Origin of the sequence: Streptomyces sp. NPDC050433, assembly GCF_044458565.1 — a bacterium.
Lineage (GTDB): Bacteria > Actinomycetota > Actinomycetes > Streptomycetales > Streptomycetaceae > Streptomyces.
In genome coordinates this window covers 143,353-161,411 of sequence record NZ_JBITIB010000020.1, presented here as the reverse complement: position 1 = coordinate 161,411, position 18,059 = coordinate 143,353, and the positions used below count along the sequence as shown (strand labels likewise).

22 protein-coding genes and 1 pseudogene are annotated in these 18,059 nt (G+C 69.8%); 16 read left to right on the top strand and 7 right to left on the bottom strand.

What is annotated here, in order from left to right:
- Positions 1–267: 267 nt before the first annotated feature.
- From ACIBLA_RS24560 to ACIBLA_RS24550, 3 genes and pseudogenes are all read left to right on the top strand, one after another.
- Positions 268–1,092 (top strand): annotated as a pseudogene (locus ACIBLA_RS24560) (YihY/virulence factor BrkB family protein); the annotation flags it as partial.
- A 90-nt stretch (positions 1,093–1,182) separates the two neighbouring features.
- Positions 1,183–1,833: an HD domain-containing protein gene (locus ACIBLA_RS24555; RefSeq protein ID WP_363241194.1), complete on the top strand. Its 651-nt coding sequence runs from the start codon at positions 1,183–1,185 to the stop codon at positions 1,831–1,833.
- A gap of 126 nt (positions 1,834–1,959) precedes the next feature.
- The gene (locus ACIBLA_RS24550) at positions 1,960–3,216 is read left to right on the top strand and encodes a Cmx/CmrA family chloramphenicol efflux MFS transporter (protein ID WP_399199879.1); all 1,257 of its coding nucleotides are present in this window, start codon (positions 1,960–1,962) and stop codon (positions 3,214–3,216) included.
- Between the two features lie 18 nt (positions 3,217–3,234).
- Here the strand turns inward: ACIBLA_RS24550 and ACIBLA_RS24545 are convergent, their stop codons facing one another.
- From ACIBLA_RS24545 to ACIBLA_RS24535, 3 genes are all read right to left on the bottom strand, one after another.
- Positions 3,235–3,774 carry a hypothetical protein gene (locus ACIBLA_RS24545; protein WP_363241183.1) on the bottom strand — a complete coding sequence of 180 codons (540 nt, stop codon included), beginning with the start codon at positions 3,772–3,774 and terminating at the stop codon, positions 3,235–3,237.
- 240 nt (positions 3,775–4,014) lie between these two features.
- Positions 4,015–4,287, bottom strand: coding sequence for a DUF4031 domain-containing protein (locus ACIBLA_RS24540; RefSeq protein ID WP_363241182.1), 273 nt, complete (start codon positions 4,285–4,287; stop codon positions 4,015–4,017).
- Position 4,288: 1 nt separating this feature from the next.
- Entirely contained in the window at positions 4,289–4,687 is a 399-nt protein-coding gene (locus ACIBLA_RS24535) for a hypothetical protein (protein WP_363241181.1), read from the bottom strand.
- A gap of 109 nt (positions 4,688–4,796) precedes the next feature.
- Here ACIBLA_RS24535 and ACIBLA_RS24530 point away from each other — a divergent pair, with 109 nt between their 5' ends.
- The 6 genes from ACIBLA_RS24530 to ACIBLA_RS24505 all read left to right on the top strand — a co-directional run bounded on the left by ACIBLA_RS24530 (position 4,797) and on the right by ACIBLA_RS24505 (position 8,577).
- A complete protein-coding gene (locus ACIBLA_RS24530) occupies positions 4,797–5,714 on the top strand; it encodes a MurR/RpiR family transcriptional regulator (RefSeq protein WP_363241180.1) in 918 nt (305 codons plus the stop codon).
- 88 nt (positions 5,715–5,802) lie between these two features.
- Positions 5,803–6,780 (top strand): N-acetylmuramic acid 6-phosphate etherase, encoded by a 978-nt coding sequence (murQ, locus tag ACIBLA_RS24525; protein ID WP_399199870.1) that lies wholly within the window; start codon positions 5,803–5,805, stop codon positions 6,778–6,780.
- Positions 6,777–7,379 (top strand): hypothetical protein, encoded by a 603-nt coding sequence (locus ACIBLA_RS24520; RefSeq protein ID WP_363241178.1) that lies wholly within the window; start codon positions 6,777–6,779, stop codon positions 7,377–7,379. The genes murQ and ACIBLA_RS24520 overlap by 4 nt, the downstream gene beginning before the upstream one ends.
- Positions 7,363–7,515, top strand: a complete 153-nt coding sequence (locus tag ACIBLA_RS24515) for a hypothetical protein (protein ID WP_363241177.1) — start codon at positions 7,363–7,365, stop codon at positions 7,513–7,515. The genes ACIBLA_RS24520 and ACIBLA_RS24515 overlap by 17 nt, the downstream gene beginning before the upstream one ends.
- Before the next feature lie 68 nt (positions 7,516–7,583).
- Positions 7,584–8,261, top strand: a complete 678-nt coding sequence (locus tag ACIBLA_RS24510) for a DUF5753 domain-containing protein (protein WP_399199868.1) — start codon at positions 7,584–7,586, stop codon at positions 8,259–8,261.
- Positions 8,242–8,577, top strand: coding sequence for a DUF397 domain-containing protein (locus ACIBLA_RS24505; RefSeq protein WP_399199865.1), 336 nt, complete (start codon positions 8,242–8,244; stop codon positions 8,575–8,577). Before ACIBLA_RS24510 ends, ACIBLA_RS24505 begins: the two co-directional genes overlap by 20 nt.
- Positions 8,578–8,795: 218 nt before the next feature.
- Here ACIBLA_RS24505 and ACIBLA_RS24500 read toward each other — a convergent pair whose 3' ends face one another.
- Positions 8,796–9,239 (bottom strand): MarR family winged helix-turn-helix transcriptional regulator, encoded by a 444-nt coding sequence (locus tag ACIBLA_RS24500; RefSeq protein ID WP_399199864.1) that lies wholly within the window; start codon positions 9,237–9,239, stop codon positions 8,796–8,798.
- 62 nt (positions 9,240–9,301) lie between these two features.
- Between ACIBLA_RS24500 and ACIBLA_RS24495 the strand changes: the two genes are divergently transcribed.
- From ACIBLA_RS24495 to ACIBLA_RS24480, 4 genes are all read left to right on the top strand, one after another.
- Positions 9,302–10,060: an SDR family oxidoreductase gene (locus tag ACIBLA_RS24495; RefSeq protein WP_399199863.1), complete on the top strand. Its 759-nt coding sequence runs from the start codon at positions 9,302–9,304 to the stop codon at positions 10,058–10,060.
- 117 nt (positions 10,061–10,177) lie between these two features.
- Complete coding sequence (locus ACIBLA_RS24490; protein ID WP_363241172.1) at positions 10,178–10,537, top strand: VOC family protein; 360 nt, start codon at positions 10,178–10,180, stop codon at positions 10,535–10,537.
- Between the two features lie 199 nt (positions 10,538–10,736).
- Complete coding sequence (locus ACIBLA_RS24485; protein WP_363241171.1) at positions 10,737–11,048, top strand: hypothetical protein; 312 nt, start codon at positions 10,737–10,739, stop codon at positions 11,046–11,048.
- Between the two features lie 157 nt (positions 11,049–11,205).
- Complete coding sequence (locus ACIBLA_RS24480) at positions 11,206–11,499, top strand: DUF6355 family natural product biosynthesis protein (protein WP_363241170.1); 294 nt, start codon at positions 11,206–11,208, stop codon at positions 11,497–11,499.
- Positions 11,500–11,733: 234 nt separating this feature from the next.
- On the opposite strand, the gene ACIBLA_RS24475 is transcribed toward ACIBLA_RS24480, so the two are convergent.
- Positions 11,734–11,943, bottom strand: a complete 210-nt coding sequence (locus ACIBLA_RS24475) for a hypothetical protein (protein WP_363241169.1) — start codon at positions 11,941–11,943, stop codon at positions 11,734–11,736.
- A 336-nt stretch (positions 11,944–12,279) separates the two neighbouring features.
- Here ACIBLA_RS24475 and ACIBLA_RS24470 point away from each other — a divergent pair, with 336 nt between their 5' ends.
- Positions 12,280–13,167 carry a MerR family transcriptional regulator gene (locus ACIBLA_RS24470; protein WP_399199862.1) on the top strand — a complete coding sequence of 296 codons (888 nt, stop codon included), beginning with the start codon at positions 12,280–12,282 and terminating at the stop codon, positions 13,165–13,167.
- Positions 13,168–13,210: 43 nt separating this feature from the next.
- Here the strand turns inward: ACIBLA_RS24470 and ACIBLA_RS24465 are convergent, their stop codons facing one another.
- A complete protein-coding gene (locus tag ACIBLA_RS24465; RefSeq protein ID WP_363241167.1) occupies positions 13,211–13,615 on the bottom strand; it encodes a GNAT family N-acetyltransferase in 405 nt (134 codons plus the stop codon).
- 72 nt (positions 13,616–13,687) lie between these two features.
- Here ACIBLA_RS24465 and ACIBLA_RS24460 point away from each other — a divergent pair, with 72 nt between their 5' ends.
- The gene (locus ACIBLA_RS24460) at positions 13,688–15,568 is read left to right on the top strand and encodes a pentapeptide repeat-containing protein (RefSeq protein WP_399199861.1); all 1,881 of its coding nucleotides are present in this window, start codon (positions 13,688–13,690) and stop codon (positions 15,566–15,568) included.
- On the opposite strand, the gene ACIBLA_RS24455 is transcribed toward ACIBLA_RS24460, so the two are convergent.
- Complete coding sequence (locus tag ACIBLA_RS24455) at positions 15,565–16,506, bottom strand: superoxide dismutase (RefSeq protein ID WP_363241165.1); 942 nt, start codon at positions 16,504–16,506, stop codon at positions 15,565–15,567. The two genes, ACIBLA_RS24460 and ACIBLA_RS24455, sit on opposite strands and share 4 nt — an antisense overlap.
- A 137-nt stretch (positions 16,507–16,643) precedes the next feature.
- Between ACIBLA_RS24455 and ACIBLA_RS24450 the strand changes: the two genes are divergently transcribed.
- The gene (locus ACIBLA_RS24450; RefSeq protein ID WP_399199860.1) at positions 16,644–17,972 is read left to right on the top strand and encodes an erythromycin esterase family protein; all 1,329 of its coding nucleotides are present in this window, start codon (positions 16,644–16,646) and stop codon (positions 17,970–17,972) included.
- Positions 17,973–18,059: the final 87 nt, after the last annotated feature.

The following is an 18,059-nucleotide window of genomic DNA, read 5'->3' as shown; positions in this document are numbered from 1 at the left end:
GCAGGACTCCTCAACCCCATGATCGCCGGCGCCGCCATGGCCTTCTCCTCCGTCTTCGTCGTCGGCAACTCCCTACGACTCCGCAGCTTCAAGGCATCCACCTGAGCGACCCGGCGGCCGGCTCCTGCTTGGCACCGCACGCGACACCACACCCACGACGGGCCTCTGAGCAGCATCGGAGGCCCGTCGCAGGGCACTCTGAAGAGCAGGCAGCACGACAGGACGGCTGCCCCGCTCGACCGCCGCCCACCCCAGGGGGAGACCAGAGTGCCCAAGTCCCGCCCGGCACACACCTGGTGGCCCCCGCATCCACCGCGCGTCAAGAAGCACGTCCCGCGCGAGCCCCGCCACTACGCCCACGCGCTCCGGCGCACCCCGATCTCCCTGTGGCGGGACGACGCCACCGATTCGGCCGCCGCCCTCACGTACTACACGGTCCTGGCGATCATCCCGGCGCTCCTGGTGACCGTGGTCGCCATCGGTCTCGCCGGTTCCCAGGCGTCCGACGAGCTGGCCGGAGAGATCACCGCGCTCGTCCCGGCCCAGTCCCGGCGGCTGATCGAAGAGGCGCTGAACCCGATGACGCACCACCGCACCGGGGCCTGGCTGCTGGCGATCTTCGGTACGGTCGGCGCGCTCTGGTCCGCCTCCAGCTATCTCAGCGTCTTCCGCCGGGCGCTGCACCGCATGAACGGCGCCGTCGACCACCACACCCCCTGGCGCAAGGCCCCGCGCATCGTGATCACTGCGTGCGCGCTGCTCGCGCTCCTCGTCGCGAGCGCGTTCACGCTGGTGCTGACGGGCGACGCGGTCCAGCGGATCGGTCCGTTGCTGGGCGTCGGGAGCACGGCGAGTGTGGTGTGGAGCGGGCTGAAGTGGCCGTTGTTGCTGGCGCTCGCGGCGGTTCTGGTCCTCATCGTCTTCCGTACGGGCCCGCCCGAGACCCGTCATCTGCGGCGCGCGCTGCCAGGCGGGGTGCTCGCGGTGCTGCTGTGGCTGCTGATGTCGGCGGGATTCGCGCTGTACGCGGCCCACTCGGGGACGTACAGCAGGCTCTACGGCTCGCTCGCCGGCAGCGTCGTCTTTCTCGTCTGGCTGTGGCTGTCGAACCTGTCGCTGGTGGCGGGCGCCCAGTTCAACGCGGAACTGACCGCCGCGCCGCGCCATCTAGGCTCTCCCTCCATGGAAGCCCCCGAAGACGACACCCCGCGTGGCCGCTGGCTGCGCACCCTCACCGCCGTACGGAACGGGCAGACCACCCCCGACCCCCTCCCCTACGCCGACGAACTCCTGTCCCGGTGGGCCGAACCCCAGCGCCGGTACCACACCACCGATCACCTCCTCGCCGTCCTGGACCACATCGACACCCTCGCCCGGCACGCCGCCGACCCCGAGTGCGTCCGCCTCGCCGCCTGGTTCCACGACGCCGTCTACCACCCCGACCGCTCCGAGAACGAGGAGCGCAGCGCCGCCCTCGCGGTACGCGCGCTCACCGAGGCGGGCGTACCGGCCGACCGTACGGAGGAGGTCGCCCGCCTCGTCCGCCTCACCGTCACCCACGACCCGGCCCCCGGCGACACGAACGGCGAGGTGCTGTGTGACGCGGATCTCGCCGTCCTCGCGGGCGAACCGGAGGAGTACGAGGCGTACACGCGCGCTGTACGGGAGGAGTACGGCTTCGTCCCGGACGACGCCTTCCGCGCGGGCCGGGCGGCCGTCCTGCGCCAACTCCTCGACCTGCAAAGGCTGTTCCGTACCCCGCACGGTGCGGCGGCCTGGGAGGAGCGGGCCCGCGCGAATCTCACCGCCGAGCTGGAGACGCTCGGCGGCTGAACCGCTGAGCTGAGCCTCTGAGCCGCTGGGCGGAAGTCTCATCCGGAGGCAGGAATGGCGAAACCGGGGCCGTTGGTTGTATGTGCCATGCCTGACCCCGCTCCCGTCGCGCCCAGCCGCGCCCGCATGCCCCTCGCCGTGTACATACTCGGGCTGTCCGTCTTCGCCCTCGGGACCAGCGAATTCATGCTGTCCGGGCTGCTGCCGCCGATCGCCGACGACATGGATGTCACCATCCCGCAGGCCGGTCTGCTGATATCCGCCTTCGCGATCGGCATGGTGGTCGGCGCCCCGCTGCTGGCGGTGGCGACGCTGCGGCTGCCGCGCCGTACAACGCTCATCGCGCTGATCTCCGTCTTCGGCCTCGGCCAGGTCGCGGGCGCGCTCGCGCCCAACTACGAGGTGCTGTTCGTCTCGCGCGTCGTGAGCGCCTTCGCGTGCGCGGGCTTCTGGGCGGTCGGCGCGGCGGTCGCCATCGCGATGGTGCCGAAGACCTCGCGCGCCCGCGCGCTGGCCGTGATGATCGGCGGGCTGTCGATAGCGAACGTGCTCGGCGTACCGGCCGGGGCGTTCCTCGGTACGCATCTGGGCTGGCGTTCCGCGTTCTGGGCGGTCGGCGCCGCGTCGGCGATCGCGCTGGTCGGCGTCGCGACACTCATCCCGCGTATCCCGCTGCCGGAGCGGAAGCCGGACCTGAAGCGGGAGTTGCTGATCTACCGCGACCGCCAGGTCTGGCTCGCGATCGCGATCACGGCACTCGCGGCGGGCGGTGTGTTCTGCGCGTTCTCGTATCTGGCTCCGCTGCTGACGGACGTGGCGGGTCTGGACGAGGGCCGGGTCCCGACGGTGCTCGCGCTGTTCGGGGTCGGCGCGCTGATCGGCACGATGGCCGGCGGCCGGGTGGCGGACGCGCACCTGTTCGGCGTGCTGCTGAGCGGGGTCGTGGCGTCGACGGTGTTCCTGTCCGCGCTGGCGCTCCTCGCGTCGAGCGCGGTGGCGGTGGTGGTGCTGTCGCTGCTGTTGGGCTTCTCGGCGTTCTTCACGGCCCCGGCGCTGAACGCCCGGATGTTCAACGTCGCGGCTGCGGCCCCGATCCTGGCGGGCGCGACGGCGACGTCGGCGTTCAACCTGGGCAACACCGGGGGCCCGTGGCTGGGCGGCACGGTGATCGACGCGGGGCTGGGCTTCGCGTCGACGGCATGGGCGGGAGCGGCGATGACGGTGGTGGCGGTGGGGTTGGTGACGCTGGCGATGCGTCACCAACGCACGGGTCGTACGCGGCTGGTGGCGGCCGGCCCCGGCGTACCGGCGGACGTGGGGCCCTTGCCCCGGACGGTCCGGGGCAAGGGCCACACATCTCTCCGGAAGGAACCACTCCGTTAGGACTCCGCTAGGACTCCGCTAGTTGCTGACCCGCTCATAGCGGAGCGAGGTCCAGCCGTTGGCGTCGGAGAAGATCTGGCCGACTGTCGCCGTCCCCGTGGCATCGACCCGCTGGGCCTGGAGCCGGATCTTCGTCGGCTTCTTCACTTTGATCAGCTCGCTGATCGGTGCGGTCTGGTTGCTGCCCGTCTCCGCGTCACCCGTGTTGAGGTCGATGATCTGGTTGACGAGTCGCTCGCTCTCCGGCACGGCTGTGCCGGACGTGACGTTCCACAGCCGTGCGGTGATGAACGTGTTGATCGGGGGAACACCTGAGAGACGCCCGCGGACGTCTGCGTCGAGTGCGTAGGTACCGCGTCTGGGGAGGGTGACCTCCAGGGGAGTGTCGGTCCAGGCGCCGGCAGGCAGGTTGACCTGGGTGTGCAGATGTCTGATTCCTGTGACCGCTGATGATGCGCCACTCGTGCCGGTGTCGCTCTGCGCGGCTACCGCGGCACTGGCGCCCACAAGCAGTGTTGCCACTGCGACGGTGGTGAAGCGGGTACGCATGGTCGGCATGGTTCCTCCTCGATAGAGGCCGATGGGATGTGCCTCTGACAAGGTAGAAATCCATACATAAAGGAGATAGAGACCAAAAGCGTGAAAACGGCTCCCGAGCCGGCAGCTCACGCGCGGGCGCGCGCCCCCTGAGCCCAGTCCGCTGACCGAGCGGGCACATCGATCGCCCGGTCGACGATGCTGGACGAGCCACTGGCATCACGGGCACCGGACCCGAGGAACGGAGAGTTCATCCGTGCGTCACCCGCCCGGGACCCACCGCTTCCGCCGCCGCAGCCCCGCCCCCGTCAGCCTCCGCACCAGCTCCCGCGAACCGACCTCCACGGCGCCCGCGCGCACCGCGTCCCCGTAGCGGTGCGCCGGTATGTCGTAGTGGTCCCGCTCGAACGCCCGCGCCGGGCACCCGATGCCCGACGCGAACGCGTGCAGTTCCTCGTACGACACATCGCTCACCAGGTGCGACCACATCCGCCCGTGCCCCGGCCACGTCGGCGGATCGATGTATACGGCCATGTCACCCGGCCCCCAGAACCGCGCCCAGCGACCCCACCGGAGCCACCACCACCGCCGCCTTCCCACACACCCAGTGCGGATCGGCACCCAACTCGGGCTCCACCTCCAGCGCGTGCGGCCCGCCCTCGGCCGCCAGCTCCGTGCGGGACTCTCCGCAGACGGGGCAGAGCGGCCACCGCCCGTGGGTCTCCAGGAGGGCGTCCTGTACGTCCTGGGCGATCAGCCCGACCACGTACTCGACCCCCTCCGGCCACTGCTCCACCCACCAGCGCCGATGCGCCACGGCGTCCTCCACCAGTGAGACGACCTCGGCGCGCGCGACGTCACCCGCCGCGAGATCGGCGAGGACCAGGGCGCGTGCGGTGTGCAGCGCCTGTTCCAGAGGGTTCATGTCTTCCATGCCCCCATTGTCGTACGAGGCACCGACAGGACCGGCAGCACGGGCAGCACCGGCACCTCGCGCCCCCTGCGGTCTTGACGCCCCCACGCCCTGAAATTATCTTTCACCTGTGACCAGTGACGTGAAGGAAATTTACAGCGGCGGCGCCCCTCCGGCCCCCGCCGCCCTCGCGGCTAAGGTGCGCACCCTCGCACCCTCCATGACGCGTTCCATGCAGCGCGTCGCCGAAGCCGTGGCGGCCGACCCCGCGGGCACGGCCGCCCTCACCGTCACCGGACTCGCCGAACTCACGGGTACGAGCGAGGCCACCGTCGTCAGGACCGCCCGCCTCCTCGGCTACCCCGGCTACCGCGATCTGCGTCTCGCCCTCGCCGGCCTCGCCGCCCACCAGGAGTCCGGTGCGGCCCCGGCGGTCACCGCCGACATCGCCGTCGACGACCCGATAGCCGATGTCGTCGCCAAGCTGGCCTACGACGAGCAGCAGACCCTCGCCGACACGGCGGCCGGACTCGACACCGTCCAGCTCGGCGCCGTCGTCAGCGCAGCCGCCGCCGCGCGCCGTATCGACATCTACGGCGTCGGCGCGAGCGGTCTCGTCGGCATGGACCTCGCTCAGAAGCTCCTGCGTATCGGCCTGATAGCCCACGCGCACAGCGATCCGCACCTCGCCGTCACCAACGCCGTCCAGCTCCGGCCGGGCGACGTCGCCATCGCGATCACGCACTCCGGCTCCACGGGGGATGTCGTCGAGCCACTGCGCGTCGCGTTCGACCGGGGTGCGACGACGGTCGCGATCACCGGCCGCCCGGACGGCACGGTGTCGCAGTACGCGGACCACGTCCTCACCACGTCCACGGCCCGCGAGAGCGAGCTGCGGCCGGCTGCGATGTCCAGCCGTACAAGTCAACTCCTCGTCGTGGACTGCCTGTTCGTAGGCGTCGCACAACGGACGTACGAGACGGCCGCACCCGCTCTCGCCGCGTCCTACGAGGCACTGGCGCACCGCCACGCGCCGCGTACGCGCTGACCGCGCACAACGCACAACGCACAACCGCACCACACACAACGGGGCTTCCTCAGGTTTCTGCCAGCTCGCCAGAAAGAGCCGCTTCTCCATGACCTCCATGCCCACTGACGCCTCCTCCTCGTACGGCGAACTCCGCGCCGAACTCGCGACCCTCACCACCGAGGCGTTCCGCCCCGAACTCGCCGAGATCGACCGCCGTTCCACCGAGGACATCGCCCGCGTCATGAACGGCGAGGACCAGACCGTCCCGGCCGCCGTCGCCGCGCACCTCCCCCGTATCGCCGCTGCCATCGACGCCACCGCCGAGCGGATGGCCCGTGGCGGCAGGCTGATCTACGCGGGCGCGGGCACGGCCGGACGCATGGGCATCCTGGACGCCAGCGAGTGCCCTCCCACCTTCAACACCGACCCGTCGGAGGTCGTCGGCCTGATCGCGGGCGGCCCCGGCGCGATGGTCAAGTCCGTCGAGGGCGCCGAGGACTCCAAGGAACTGGCGGCCTCGGACCTGGACGAGCTGAAGGCGGACGTGAACGACACGGTCGTCGGCATCTCGGCGTCGGGCCGCACCCCGTACGCGGTCGGCGCGGTCGAGCACGCGCGCGCACTCGGCGCGCTCACCATCGGCCTGTCCTGCAACGCGGACAGCCCGCTCGCCGCTGCCGCCGAGCACGGCCTGGAGATCGTCGTCGGCCCCGAACTGCTCACGGGATCAACGCGGTTGAAGGCCGGTACGGCGCAGAAGCTGGTCCTCAACATGATCTCGACGATCACGATGATCCGCCTCGGCAAGACGTACGGAAACCTGATGGTCGACGTCCGTGCGTCCAACGAGAAACTGCGGGCCCGCTCCCGCCGCATCGTCGCGCTGGCGACGGGCGCGCCGGACGAGGAAATCGAGGCGGCACTGGCGGCGACGGACGGCGAGGTGAAGAACGCGATCCTCACGATCCTCGGCGCGGTCGACGGCACCACGGCGGCGGACCTGCTGGCGGAGTCGCACGGCCACCTGCGGGCGGCGCTCCAGGCGTCCCGCAACTCGGACAACCAAGGACACACGCGCACATGACCACTACCGACACACCTCCCATATCCCGCGCCGAGCTGCGCGGTCGCGCGACCGGCGCCGGCGTGATGGCCTTCTTCGGCCTGGGCTGGCTGGCCTGCGGCGTCACGGACATGCCGCTCACGGCTGGCCGGGCGGTGTTCGCGGTCGGCGTGGTCGTCTCGATCACCTTCGCCGTACTGGGCTCCCGTATGAGCCGCAGGGCGGCCGACGCCCCGACGACGGGCGAGCCGACGGCGGCCCGCAAGAAAAAGGTGGGCGTGCGGTTCGCCCTGGTGGTCGTGGCGGAGTGGGTGGCGATTTTCGCGATCGCCCGCGTCCTGGTGTCCACGGACCACACGGAGGCGATCCCGGCGTTCGTCGCGGCGGTGGTGGGCATCCACTTCTTCCCGCTGGCCCGCCTGTTCGGGGTCCGGGCGTACCACGTGACGGGCGCGGCGATGTGCACGTCGGCGCTGGCGGCGGCGGTACTGGCCCCGCTGACGTCAACACCCGCCCTGTGGACGGCACTTCCGGGCTTCGGCTCGGCGGCGGTGCTTTACGGGACGGGCGTGCACCTGCTGCGGGCGGGCCACGGTGTCGGACGTGACGGAGACCAATAACCCACTCGCGGATGCCCTGGAGGTTCGGGAGGCAGAGGCCCTGGCCGCCTACCGGGAGAGCCAAGCCAACAGCGTTTCGCTCGGCGTCCCGCACGACGAGGCGTTCCGCCGCGTCTTCGGCGAGGACGCCACGTGATCCGCCTCAGCCGGGAAAGGTCGCGGTCTCCAGCGTCGTCCCGAACGGCTCGGGCAGGTACGCGGCGGATGCAACTGGAGTACGCGGTGAAGTTCGACGAAATCCTGGGCACGGCGGGCTTCTTCGAGCGGAACTGCGGTGCGGCGACGAAGTCGAAGTACCCGGATCACTTCGCCGACGCGGCGGAGGCCGAGGCGATCGCGACGGCGATCAAGGAGTACTCCCCGCTGCTGATTCCAGGTCTGTTGCAGACGGAGGCATACGCGCGAGCGGTGTTCCACGCGTATCAGCCGACGGCAATGGAGGAAGTGATCGACCAACTGGTGGCGGCGAGGCTGGATCGAGTCAAGTTGCTGTCCGATCCAACGACTCCCCTGTTTTGGGCAATTCTGGACGAGGCGACGCTGCGACGCCAGGTCGGAGACGCAGCGGTGATGGCGGAGGCGTTGCGCCACGTGGCGAATCTGATGCGACAACGCCGAGCCATCGTGCAGGTACTTCCGTTCAACGCAGGTGCACACGCTGCGATGGAAGGCAGCCTGAAGCTAATGAACTTCTCCGACGCCCCACCGCTCGCCTATCTCGACGGCCTGGGCTCAGGCCAACTACTGGACGATCCAGCCTCGGTGGCGCGGTACGAGCTGATTTACCATCTGCTCGGTGCCAGTGCCTTGTCACCGCAAAAGTCTCTGGCCCTGATCGAGCGGTTGGCGGAGGATTGCGACCATGAAGTCGAGCAGCAATGAGTACGACCTGAGCGCGGCGACCTGGCACAAGTCCACCTACAGCGGCGGCAGCGGCGGCAACTGCCTGGAGATGGCCACCTGGCACAAGTCCACCTACAGCGACGCCAGCGGCGGCGACTGCCTCGAAGTCGGCACCTGGCGCAAGTCCACCCACAGCGACGCCAGCAGCGGGAACTGCCTCGAAGTCGCCGACGGCCACGCCGACATCGTCCCCGTACGCGACTCCAAGTCCCCCGAGATCCCCGGCGTCATCTTCCCCGCCCCGGCCTGGTCCGCGTTCGTAGCAAGCCTCAAGACCGGTTCTCCGGTGCGTTAGGACCTCCCGTGCCCAGGCGGTCCTCCATGACCGCTTCGTCCCCAGGGACTGGCGGTGCGCCGGCGCGCCGCCTGGGAGAGGTCTGCGGCCATGGCTGAGAACACCGCTGAAACCTGGCCCGAACCACCCATCCCCCGTCCGCTCGCCCTGGGACACCGTCGACTGGGAGAGCGTCCCCGACTGGGACTACCGCGAGGACCCTCCGAGGTAGGGCTCACTCAGGTAGCGCTCGGCGTGTCCGTGAGCAGTTCGGTGGCCGTACGCGCCAGGCGGGTGAGGGTGGCCCGATCGGCCGCGGGCCAGGTGGCGAACGGCTCCGCGACGGTTGTGGTCACCGCGTCGCGGAAGCGTGTCATCAGGGCCGCCCCCTCGTCGGTGAGGACGACGTGGGTGACCCGGCGGTCCCTCGGGGCGGCCTGGCGTCGTACGAGCCCGCGCCGTTCGAGGCGGCCGACCAGGCCCGTGATGTTTGTCTTGTCGCAGTGCAGGAGGCTCGCCAGCTCGCCGTGCGTGCGTGCGCCGGGTTCGATCACGCAGAGAAGTTCGGCCTGTTGCGGTGTCAGTCCGAGCCGCCGGCTCTCGGTCGCCTTGACGCCTTCGATCAGGTGGCTCAACCCGGCCAGTGTGTCCGTCAGTTCTCGGTCTTCCGGTGTGGGGCCCATGGACCCGACCTTACCTTGACAGTTGATGACCTCTACTATTTAGTCGATGATGTCGATTGTAGATGTACTCAACCTTTTGGAGCGTCATGCCGTACGCGTCGGGCAGGGCCGCACTCGTCACCGGGAGCTCGCGCGGCATCGGCCGGGCCATCGCGCTGCGCCTGGCCGCCGACGGTTTCGGCGTGGTCGTCAACTACCGCAGTGACGCGCGGGCGGCATCCGACGTCGTCCGCGCGATAGAGGCCAAGGGCGGGCGGGCCACCGCCGTCCGGGCCGACGCCACCGATCCCGCTCAACTGCGCACGCTCTTCGACGCCGCCCACCGTCACCACGGCGGCATCGACGCGTTCGTGCACAACGCGGGCGGCTATGTGGGAGGCGCCGTCGCCGAGTCCACCGACGAGGACTACGAACGCGCCTTCGCCGTCAACGCCCGAGCCGCCTTCACCGCCTTCCGGGAGGCCGCGCACAGCGTGCGCGAGCACGGCCGCGTCGTCTACATCTCCTCCGCGGCCACCCGCGTGAGCCCGGCGGGCCAAGCCCTGTACGCGGCGGCCAAAGCGGCCGGCGAGCAGTTGATCCGTACGTTCGCGCGCGAGGTCGGCGCACGCGGGATCACCGCCAACAGCGTGCTGCCCGGCCCCACCAATACCCGGACCTTCGCCGCGTCGTCCGCCCCTGTGGACCAACTGGTGGCTCGGACGCCGCTCGGCCGGCTCGGCGAGCCCGAGGACATCGCGGACGTAGTCGCGTTCCTGACCTCCGACGACGCGCGGTGGGTCACCGGGCAGAGCATCACCGTCGACGGCGGCCTCAGCTGAGCGGAGACCCCGCGCCGTTACGCCACCGAGCGAGCCAGGCGGTCGACCGGTTCCAAGCCTGGTCGGCGTTCGTAACGGGTCTGAAGACCGAGTCCCCCCTCGGCTACCCTCTGGCCCATGGCACTTGAATGGGAACAGGTCATCATCGACTCCACCGACCCCGTCGGCCTCGGTCAATGGTGGCGCGAGGCGCTCGGCTGGAGCGTGGTGTACGAGTCGGCCGAGGAGTACGAGATCAGGCCGACGCCCGACCGGATGCCCGGCCTGCTGTTCGTACCCGTACCGGAGGGAAAGACGGTCAAGAACCGCCTCCACTTGGACTTCCGCCCCGACAACCGGGACGCGGAGGTCGAGCGCCTGCTGGCACACGGCGCCCGCCACGCGGACATCGGGCAGAAGGGCGACGAGTCGTGGGTGACTCTCATGGACCCTGAGGGGAATGAGTTCTGCGTGCTCGGGGCGCGTACCGGGGGCTAGCCCAGCGCACCGACCGCGTACTCATCGAGGTGGCGCTCCTCGAACTCAGCTGCGTACCGGCGGCCTGCCTGCGCGCACTGCGGGCATGTATGCGCGCGAAGCACATTCGCCGACCGGACGTCTCAACTCCACCGGACTGTACGGGGTTCCGATGTGTGGAACGGTAGGATCGGCGCCGCACGCGAGGGAAAGAAGCCACGTGACGGGCAAGAAGGTTTTGGCGTTAGGCGTGGTGACGTTCCTCGTCGGCGCCGGGGCGATGTTCGCGGTGACGGTCGTGGTGGACGACGATCCGAAGATGACGGTCCAGTCGGAGTCGGACATGCCGGAGACCCGTGAGGGGCTCATCGCCGCCTGGACGGCCGAGCTGGAGAAGGCGGGCAAGGAGAAGCCGGACGGCTGGGAGATGCTGACCACGGGAGAGATCCGCGGCCGGTACCTGTCGCAGATCTTCATCAACGCACCCGACGCCGAAGACATCGACCCAGACATGGTGGTCCAGCGGGACTGACCTGCGCAACGACGAAGGGGCCCACAGCCGCCGGGACTGTGGGCCCCTTCGAGGCACGATGCGCCCTATACGTCTCAATACGCAGGCCGTACTCTGTGCGGAAATCGGAACCCGCCGTTGGCTGTTGGCACGTGAGCCCACACTCAGGGAGCTGTTCATGCGCATCTCTCGTCTGATCCCGACCGTCTTGGCCGCCATCCTCATGAGCACCACCGCAGGACTCACCACCGCCACCGCAGCGGCGGCCGAAGACCCCTGCGGTTACTTCGAGAGGACCGGTGCGGCCCTCTACAACCACTGCACCAACGACGGTTCATGGATTGTCATCCAGGTGAACGCGACGTTTCCCATCCCGGACTCCAAGAGATGCGTCTCTCCCGGCACGACGACACTCGGTCCGACCACCAGGATCCAAGGCGCTTGGTACATCAATCTGCTGTGCACGCCTTAGCCAGGACTCTGCGGACACGCCGACCCCGCAGAGATGAAGGATCCCCTGCGGGCCGCGGTCCTCGACGCGGGATGGACCTGGCGCGGAGTGCTGTTCAAGCTGTCCACGTGTCCGAGCCGTCGGATACGTATTCGGCCCGCCGTTCGGCCGAACAACAACGTCGGCCTTCAGGACCAAAAACAGGTCTTGAAAGCCGACGGGCCCAGCGGCTGAGCGTTGTGCCGAAGCTGTCGCTCAGGCGGTGATCGGGCCCAGGGGGATGTCCGAGACGGTGATGCTGAGCTTGTCGATACCGCCGCCGGTGAGGACGGGCACGCCATTGGCGCCCGGTTCGAACGTGGCGGTCAGGCCTTCCAGGGAGCCACCGACGGAGAGGCCACCCGCGACGCCGTCGAGGTCGGCGTCGGATATTTCGCGGGTGTCAATGCGGGAGGTGTTGCTCATGATGACGAGCGTCCTTCGTTAGTCGGTTGCAATGCGTAACGCAGCGCAGCGGGAACCCTTGCACGACCCCGCCGCGCATCAGATTGCACGTTCGCGTTGGACATGATGAATCAAACGCCCCGCCCTTCACTCGCCTCACACACCCGGTCCGACTTCTCCCTGAGTCCCTAACGCAACTACACGGCAACGGCCGGGCAAGCGCTGACATCCCCGGTGAGGGGGAAGGGCGCATTCCTGGCATCGGCGCGGGGCGCTGCGTACGGGGTTGCACCTTCCGTAGCGGCATGTGGTCCGGTGGACCTACGTCCCGGTCCCTTGAGGAAAGGTCCCTGCCTCATGCATTCGTCTTTCATGTCACCCCGCCAGGTCAAGATCGGTGACGCGGCTGCCTTCGCCGGCAGCACGCCACGGGCGATTCGCCACTACCACGCGATCGGCCTGCTCCCCGAGCCTGAGCGGGGCGGCGACGACCGCCGCCGCTACGGGTACGAGGACATGATCCGCCTGCTGTGGATTCGCAAGATGGCCGACGCCGGGATCGCCCTGGACGACATCCGTGACGCCTTTACCGCCGGCACGGCTTCCGCCGGTGCGGACAGCGGAGACAGCGACGGTATCGCGGGCACCCTGGAGCGGTTGGAGGAAACCCTCGCCGAGCAGGAGGCGGAATCGCGGCGGCAGCGGACCGCCGTGCAGCGGATGCGTACCGAAGGCAGCCGGATGGGTCTGCTCTCCGACTTCGTCACCGAACGCCTCAAGAGCCTGCCCGAGGGCTCCTTGCGTCAGGCGGACCTGGACACCCTGCTGGTCACCGAGCGGATCTTCGGCCCTCTCGGCGCGGCCGTCCAGGCCACCCGCCTCATCGTCCTGGCCACGCATCCCACTCTGCGGGAGGACTCCGACCGCATCGACGACGCCGAGGAGGCACTCGACGACAGCATCGCCGTCGATGATCCACGGGTAGCTCAAGTAGCCGCCGAGCGGCACGCCTTCGAAAGCGCCCTCCACGCCGCCATCGAGGAGTCCGGCCCGGACAAGGACGACGACGCCCTCTTCGACGCCTGGGACACTTTGCACCCTGCCACCGCCGATGACGGCGGGCGGGAGGCTGACTCCATGAGCGCGTTCGAAGCCATCGGCAAGATGCCCTACGACTTCTCCCCAGCCCGCCTGCGCTGTATGGAACTGGCCGAAGAGTTGTCCGCCCAAGACTCACCGGCTTGATACAGACCCGACCCGTACGACCCGCGAGAACCCGATCTCCGCGTCAGTCCCATTGGGCGTCCACGTAACCGAGCCGGCGGTTCATCGCGATGGCGGGCACGTTCGCCAGGTGGTGGAACGTACGGATCGTGTCCACGCCGCAGAGGTGGGCGAAGCCGATGCCGTACGTCTTCATCGCGAAGGAGATGCCCCGGGGGTCGTAGGAGGGGACGGCTATCCGGCGTTCGAGGTATTCGTCGAAGGTGTAGAACTCGCCGCGGTCCGGGATGTCGGCGGAGCACTCCTTGTTGAGGTCGTAGAGCTGACGCCGGTGCCGAGCGGTGTCCCCCAACTCGGCCAGCGTGGTCAGGCGGATGCCGGTGTCTCGGCAACGTTCCACGTACGTGTTGAAGCGCGCCGCGTCGAAGGTGCGTATGTCGAGTTCGAGCTTGACCCAGTGAACGGTCATGTTGCTGGAACCTAGCAATCACCGCGTGCGCGGGGCAGGCAACTATCCGGCCGGGTCCGTCGTCCTCCGGGTATGACACACCCGAACCCCGATCCGCCCCGGTGGCCGCACTGCGGCGATGGCCGTACCGCCGCGGACCCGGTGGGCTGCCGCGGTCGGCAGATCTCGCCGCACGCCCCGTGTCTCGCGCACGCGCTGGACATGGACCGCGACGCCTACCTGGCCGGTCTGGACGCCGGCGCCGACGTCGACCACCGCGCGACCGCCTTCAGCGGGGACCTGTTGGACCGCCTGCTCATCGCCCTGCGCGACCCAGTGACCAGACACCCGCGCCTGGGCACCGCGCGGTTCGAGGAAGCCATCTTCGAGGGTGGCGCCAGGTTCCGGGAGGTGACGTTCGAGCGTGCCAGCTTCCGGGCAGCCACGTTCAAGGGGGACGCCGTGTTCGGGGCGGTGGTCTTCAAGGGCCGCGCCGGGTTCGAGTCCGCGACGTTCGAGCGCACCTCCCACTTCGGAGCGGCCACCTTCGAGGGCCACGCCGAATTCGGGTCGGCGACGTTCGGGAACACCGCCATGTTCAGGATGTCCACCTTCAAGCGCGAGGCGGGGTTCGGGGCGGCCGTCTTCAAGGCCGCCGCCATGTTCGGGACGGCCACCTTCGAGGGCGACGCCAACTTCGTTGAGGTCACGTTCAAGGGCGACGCCAGCTTCCGGGCGGCTGACTTCAGGAGCGAGGCCGGTTTCGGGGCAGCCACCTTCGAGCGCACCGCCGTGTTCCGCGTGGCCACCTTCAAGGGCGACGCCAACTTCGTTGAGGTCACGTTCAAGGCCAACGTCAGGTTCGGGGCGGCGGACTTCGCGCGCGACGCCACATTCGTGCGGACCCTCTTCGAGCGGGTGGTCGACCTCGGGCCGTTCCGGTGCGCCGGGCAGGTGGATCTGTCCGAGGCGGAGTTCAGCGGACCCGTATCCCTCCAACTCGCCGCCCGCCACCTCGTGTGCCGACGCACCCGCTGGTCGTCGACCGCCGAGTTGCGGCTGCGGTACGCCACCGTGGACTTCGCACACGCCGTCTTCGAATACCCCCTCACCATCGCCGCGGAGGCCGACCCCTTCCCCGACACTGCCGATGTGCCCGGCGACCCAGCCGTACGACTCACCTCGTTACGTGGCGTGGACGCCGCCCATCTCGTCCTCGCCGACGTCGATCTGTCCGAGTGCGTGTTCACCGGGACCGTGCACCTGGACCAGCTGCGGTTGGAGGGGAACTGCTCCTTCGGCGGTGTCCCGCCCCTCCGGAGCCGGCGCCGTACCCTCGCCGAGGAGCACCACTGGCGCGCACGCCGGGCGCGAGCGGCGGCCCGGGGCTGGAACGGCGGCGCGGCCGAGTCCGGCTCCCCCAACGTCGGACCCGCCCAACTCGCCCCCGTCTACCGCGCCTTGCGCAAGGCCCTGGAAGACGGCAAGGACGAGCCCGGCGCCGCCGACTTCTACTACGGCGAGATGGAGATGCGCCGCCACGACCGCGCCGGTACCAGCCGTGGGGAGCGCGGACTGCTGCACGGGTACTGGCTGTTGTCCGGTTACGGCCTGCGGGCCTCCCGCGCGCTGGCATGGCTCGGCGCCGCGATGCTCATCACGGTGCTGCTGCTGATGGGGACCGGGCTGCCCCAGGACTCCCCGAAGCAGGAAGCGGTCGGCACCGTGCCGGCCGGGGGCGGGAGGGTCACCTTCGAGATCGACAAGGCGGACCCGCGGAACCCCACCGGGGACAGGTTCACCACCGAACGCTTCGAGAAGGCCCTGAACGTCACCCTCAACTCCGTGGTGTTCCGCTCCAGCGGACAGGATCTGACCACGACCGGCACCTACATCGAGATGACGTCCCGCGTGGCGGAGCCCGTACTGCTTGGCCTCGCTGTCCTTGCCGTACGCAACCGCGTCAAACGCTAACGCAGCGGCACGGCAACGGCGTTGTACGTCGTCTCCGGCGTCGGCGGCGTCGTGAAGCGGGCGTTGACGAGGTAGAGGCGATTGCCGAGGCGGGCCGCCGTCGTCGGGACGTCGAAGCGGGGGTCGGTGATCGAGCGCCGGAGCGTCGCCGTACGGGCGCCGGCGTCGAGGTCGAACACGGTGATGAGATTGAGCCGGTTCTGCACCACGTACAGCGTGCTGCCCACGCGCAGCAGGCCGTCGCCGTTGACGACGTCGGCCGCGCCCCGCAAGGCGATGTGCGTGGCGTGCCCGGTCTTCGGATCCACCCGGAACAGCTTGCCCGCCGGGCTGTTGACGACGATCAGCGCGCGGCCGTCGGGGGTCGTCTCGATGCCGTTGGCGCTGATGCCGGTGGGCGCCTGCTCCCAGTCGCCGCCGAGGGGGACGGTGCGCAGGTCGTCCGTTTCACGGTGTCGGCCTCCGCGCGGCACCGTGTAGAGGACGGGGGCGTACGAGTTGGTGAACCAGGCCCGGTCGCCGTACAGGATCACGTCGTTGACGAATCCGGTGGTGGTCGGTTGATACGTGGCGGTGAGCCGGTTCGTACGGGTGTCGAGCACCCGGATGGAGCCGCTCACGCCGCCCGAGATGTAGAGCAGCCCGTCGCGGTCGAGCTTCAGACCGGTGGCGGCGCCGCCGGTCGCGCCCGCCAGGACGGTCCGGCCCTCGCCGGTGCGCAGGTCGGCACGGCGGATCGAACCGTCCGCGAGGGAGCCCATGTAGGCGTACGGGCCGCTGCCGATGGCGATGCCCTCGGGGCGGAAGCCGTTGGGCAGCGGGAAGTCGGCGGGCCAGGAGGTGCGAGCGCGTGCGGTGCCCGTACCGAGCGCGAACGTTGCCGCTACCGCACCACCGAGCAGGGCGCGGCGTGAGGGCAGAGAAGGTGTCAGAGACATGACGTCGAGCCTCCGGGGCTTCGGGGGTGCCTGGGGACAGGGACAACTCCGGTGCGCTATGCGCACGTAACGCGCCGCACCGGCCGCCGAGTTCCCCGAGCGGGAATCGGCTCCGGCCCGGCTGTAGCCTCGGCGGCATGTCAGCGAATGATCGGGAGACCGTGTCCGGCGAGGCGTCCGACGAGGTGACGGCGTGGCTGTCGGCGAACGCCGTACCCCTGAGCGGCGGCCTGACCGCCGGCGCGCCCACCACCGACCTCCAGCCGCTCGGGAAGGTCCTCGACGGCGTACGGGTCGTGGGGCTCGGCGAGTCCACGCACGGCACACGTGAGTTCTTCCAGCTCAAGCACCGGCTGCTGGAGTACCTGGTCACCGAGCTGGGTTTCACGGTGCTGGCGATGGAGGCGAGCGCGTCCGCCGGGCCGGCCGTCGACGCGTACGTACGGGGAGGTGTCGGCGACCCCGCGAAGGTGCTGGCCGGGCTGGGGTTCTGGACCTGGCGGACCGAAGAGGTCCTGGACATGCTCAAGTGGATGCGCGCGTACAACGACGGGCGCCCGGAGGCCGAGCAGGTCCGTTTCGTCGGCATCGACCCGCAGCGCTCCGGTGATTCGCTGGCGGTGCTCGAAGCGTTCCTCACCAGCGTGGCGCCGGAGCGGCTGCCCGCCCTGCACTCGAAGCTCGGCGTGCTCGCCACCGCGTATCCGGGCTCGCGGCCCGACCCGCAGCAGAAGTTGATGCACGAAGCGGTGAACCTGCTGGAGTACGTGCGCGACTACGACGAGCCCGGCACCCCGGCCGGGGCCGTGGCGGTGCGGCACGCGCGGATCCTGGTCCGGGCGGCCGATCTGGTGACCCGCAACGGACAGCACCCCGACCCGGAGCGGACGGTCTCCGCCGCGCGCGACCGGTACATGGCGGAGGCGGTCGGGGACATCCTGGACGACGCGGACCACCCCGACGCGAAGGTGGTGCTCTGGGGCCACAACGGCCATGTCGCGAAGGGCCGTTCGGCCGACTCCACGACCGCGCCCGCGCCCGCGTCCCTCGGCGGGCACCTGCGCGAACGCTACGGCGACGCGTACTACGCCCTCGGCCTCCTCTTCGGCGAGGGCTCCTTCCGCGCCCACCGCATCTGGCCGGGCCCCTGGAGCGGCGTCGGCGGTCTGACGGGCCGTATCGCCGAGGGCAACCCCATCGGCCCCGCCCCCGCGAACACGGTGGAGGCCCAACTCGCCACCGCCACACCGGCGGACCACCTGCTGGACCTGCGCCACGCCGGCGGCGAGGACGCGCCGCGCGCCGTACGGGAGTGGGTCGACGCGACGCACGAGACGCGGACGTTCGGCGCGCTGGTGACGCGGTGGGTCTACCGCCGGAGCGTCTCGCCGGTGCGTCTGTCGAAGGAGTACGACGGTGTGGCGTACGTGGCGGTCTCGACGGACTCGCGCCCGATCGCACCGTAAGGCCCGAGGCTCAAGTCCCGCGCTCCGAGCCCTTTTCCAATAAGGAAGTGGGAGGAGGTCCCTCCTACCTACCCCGTCTCAACTGAG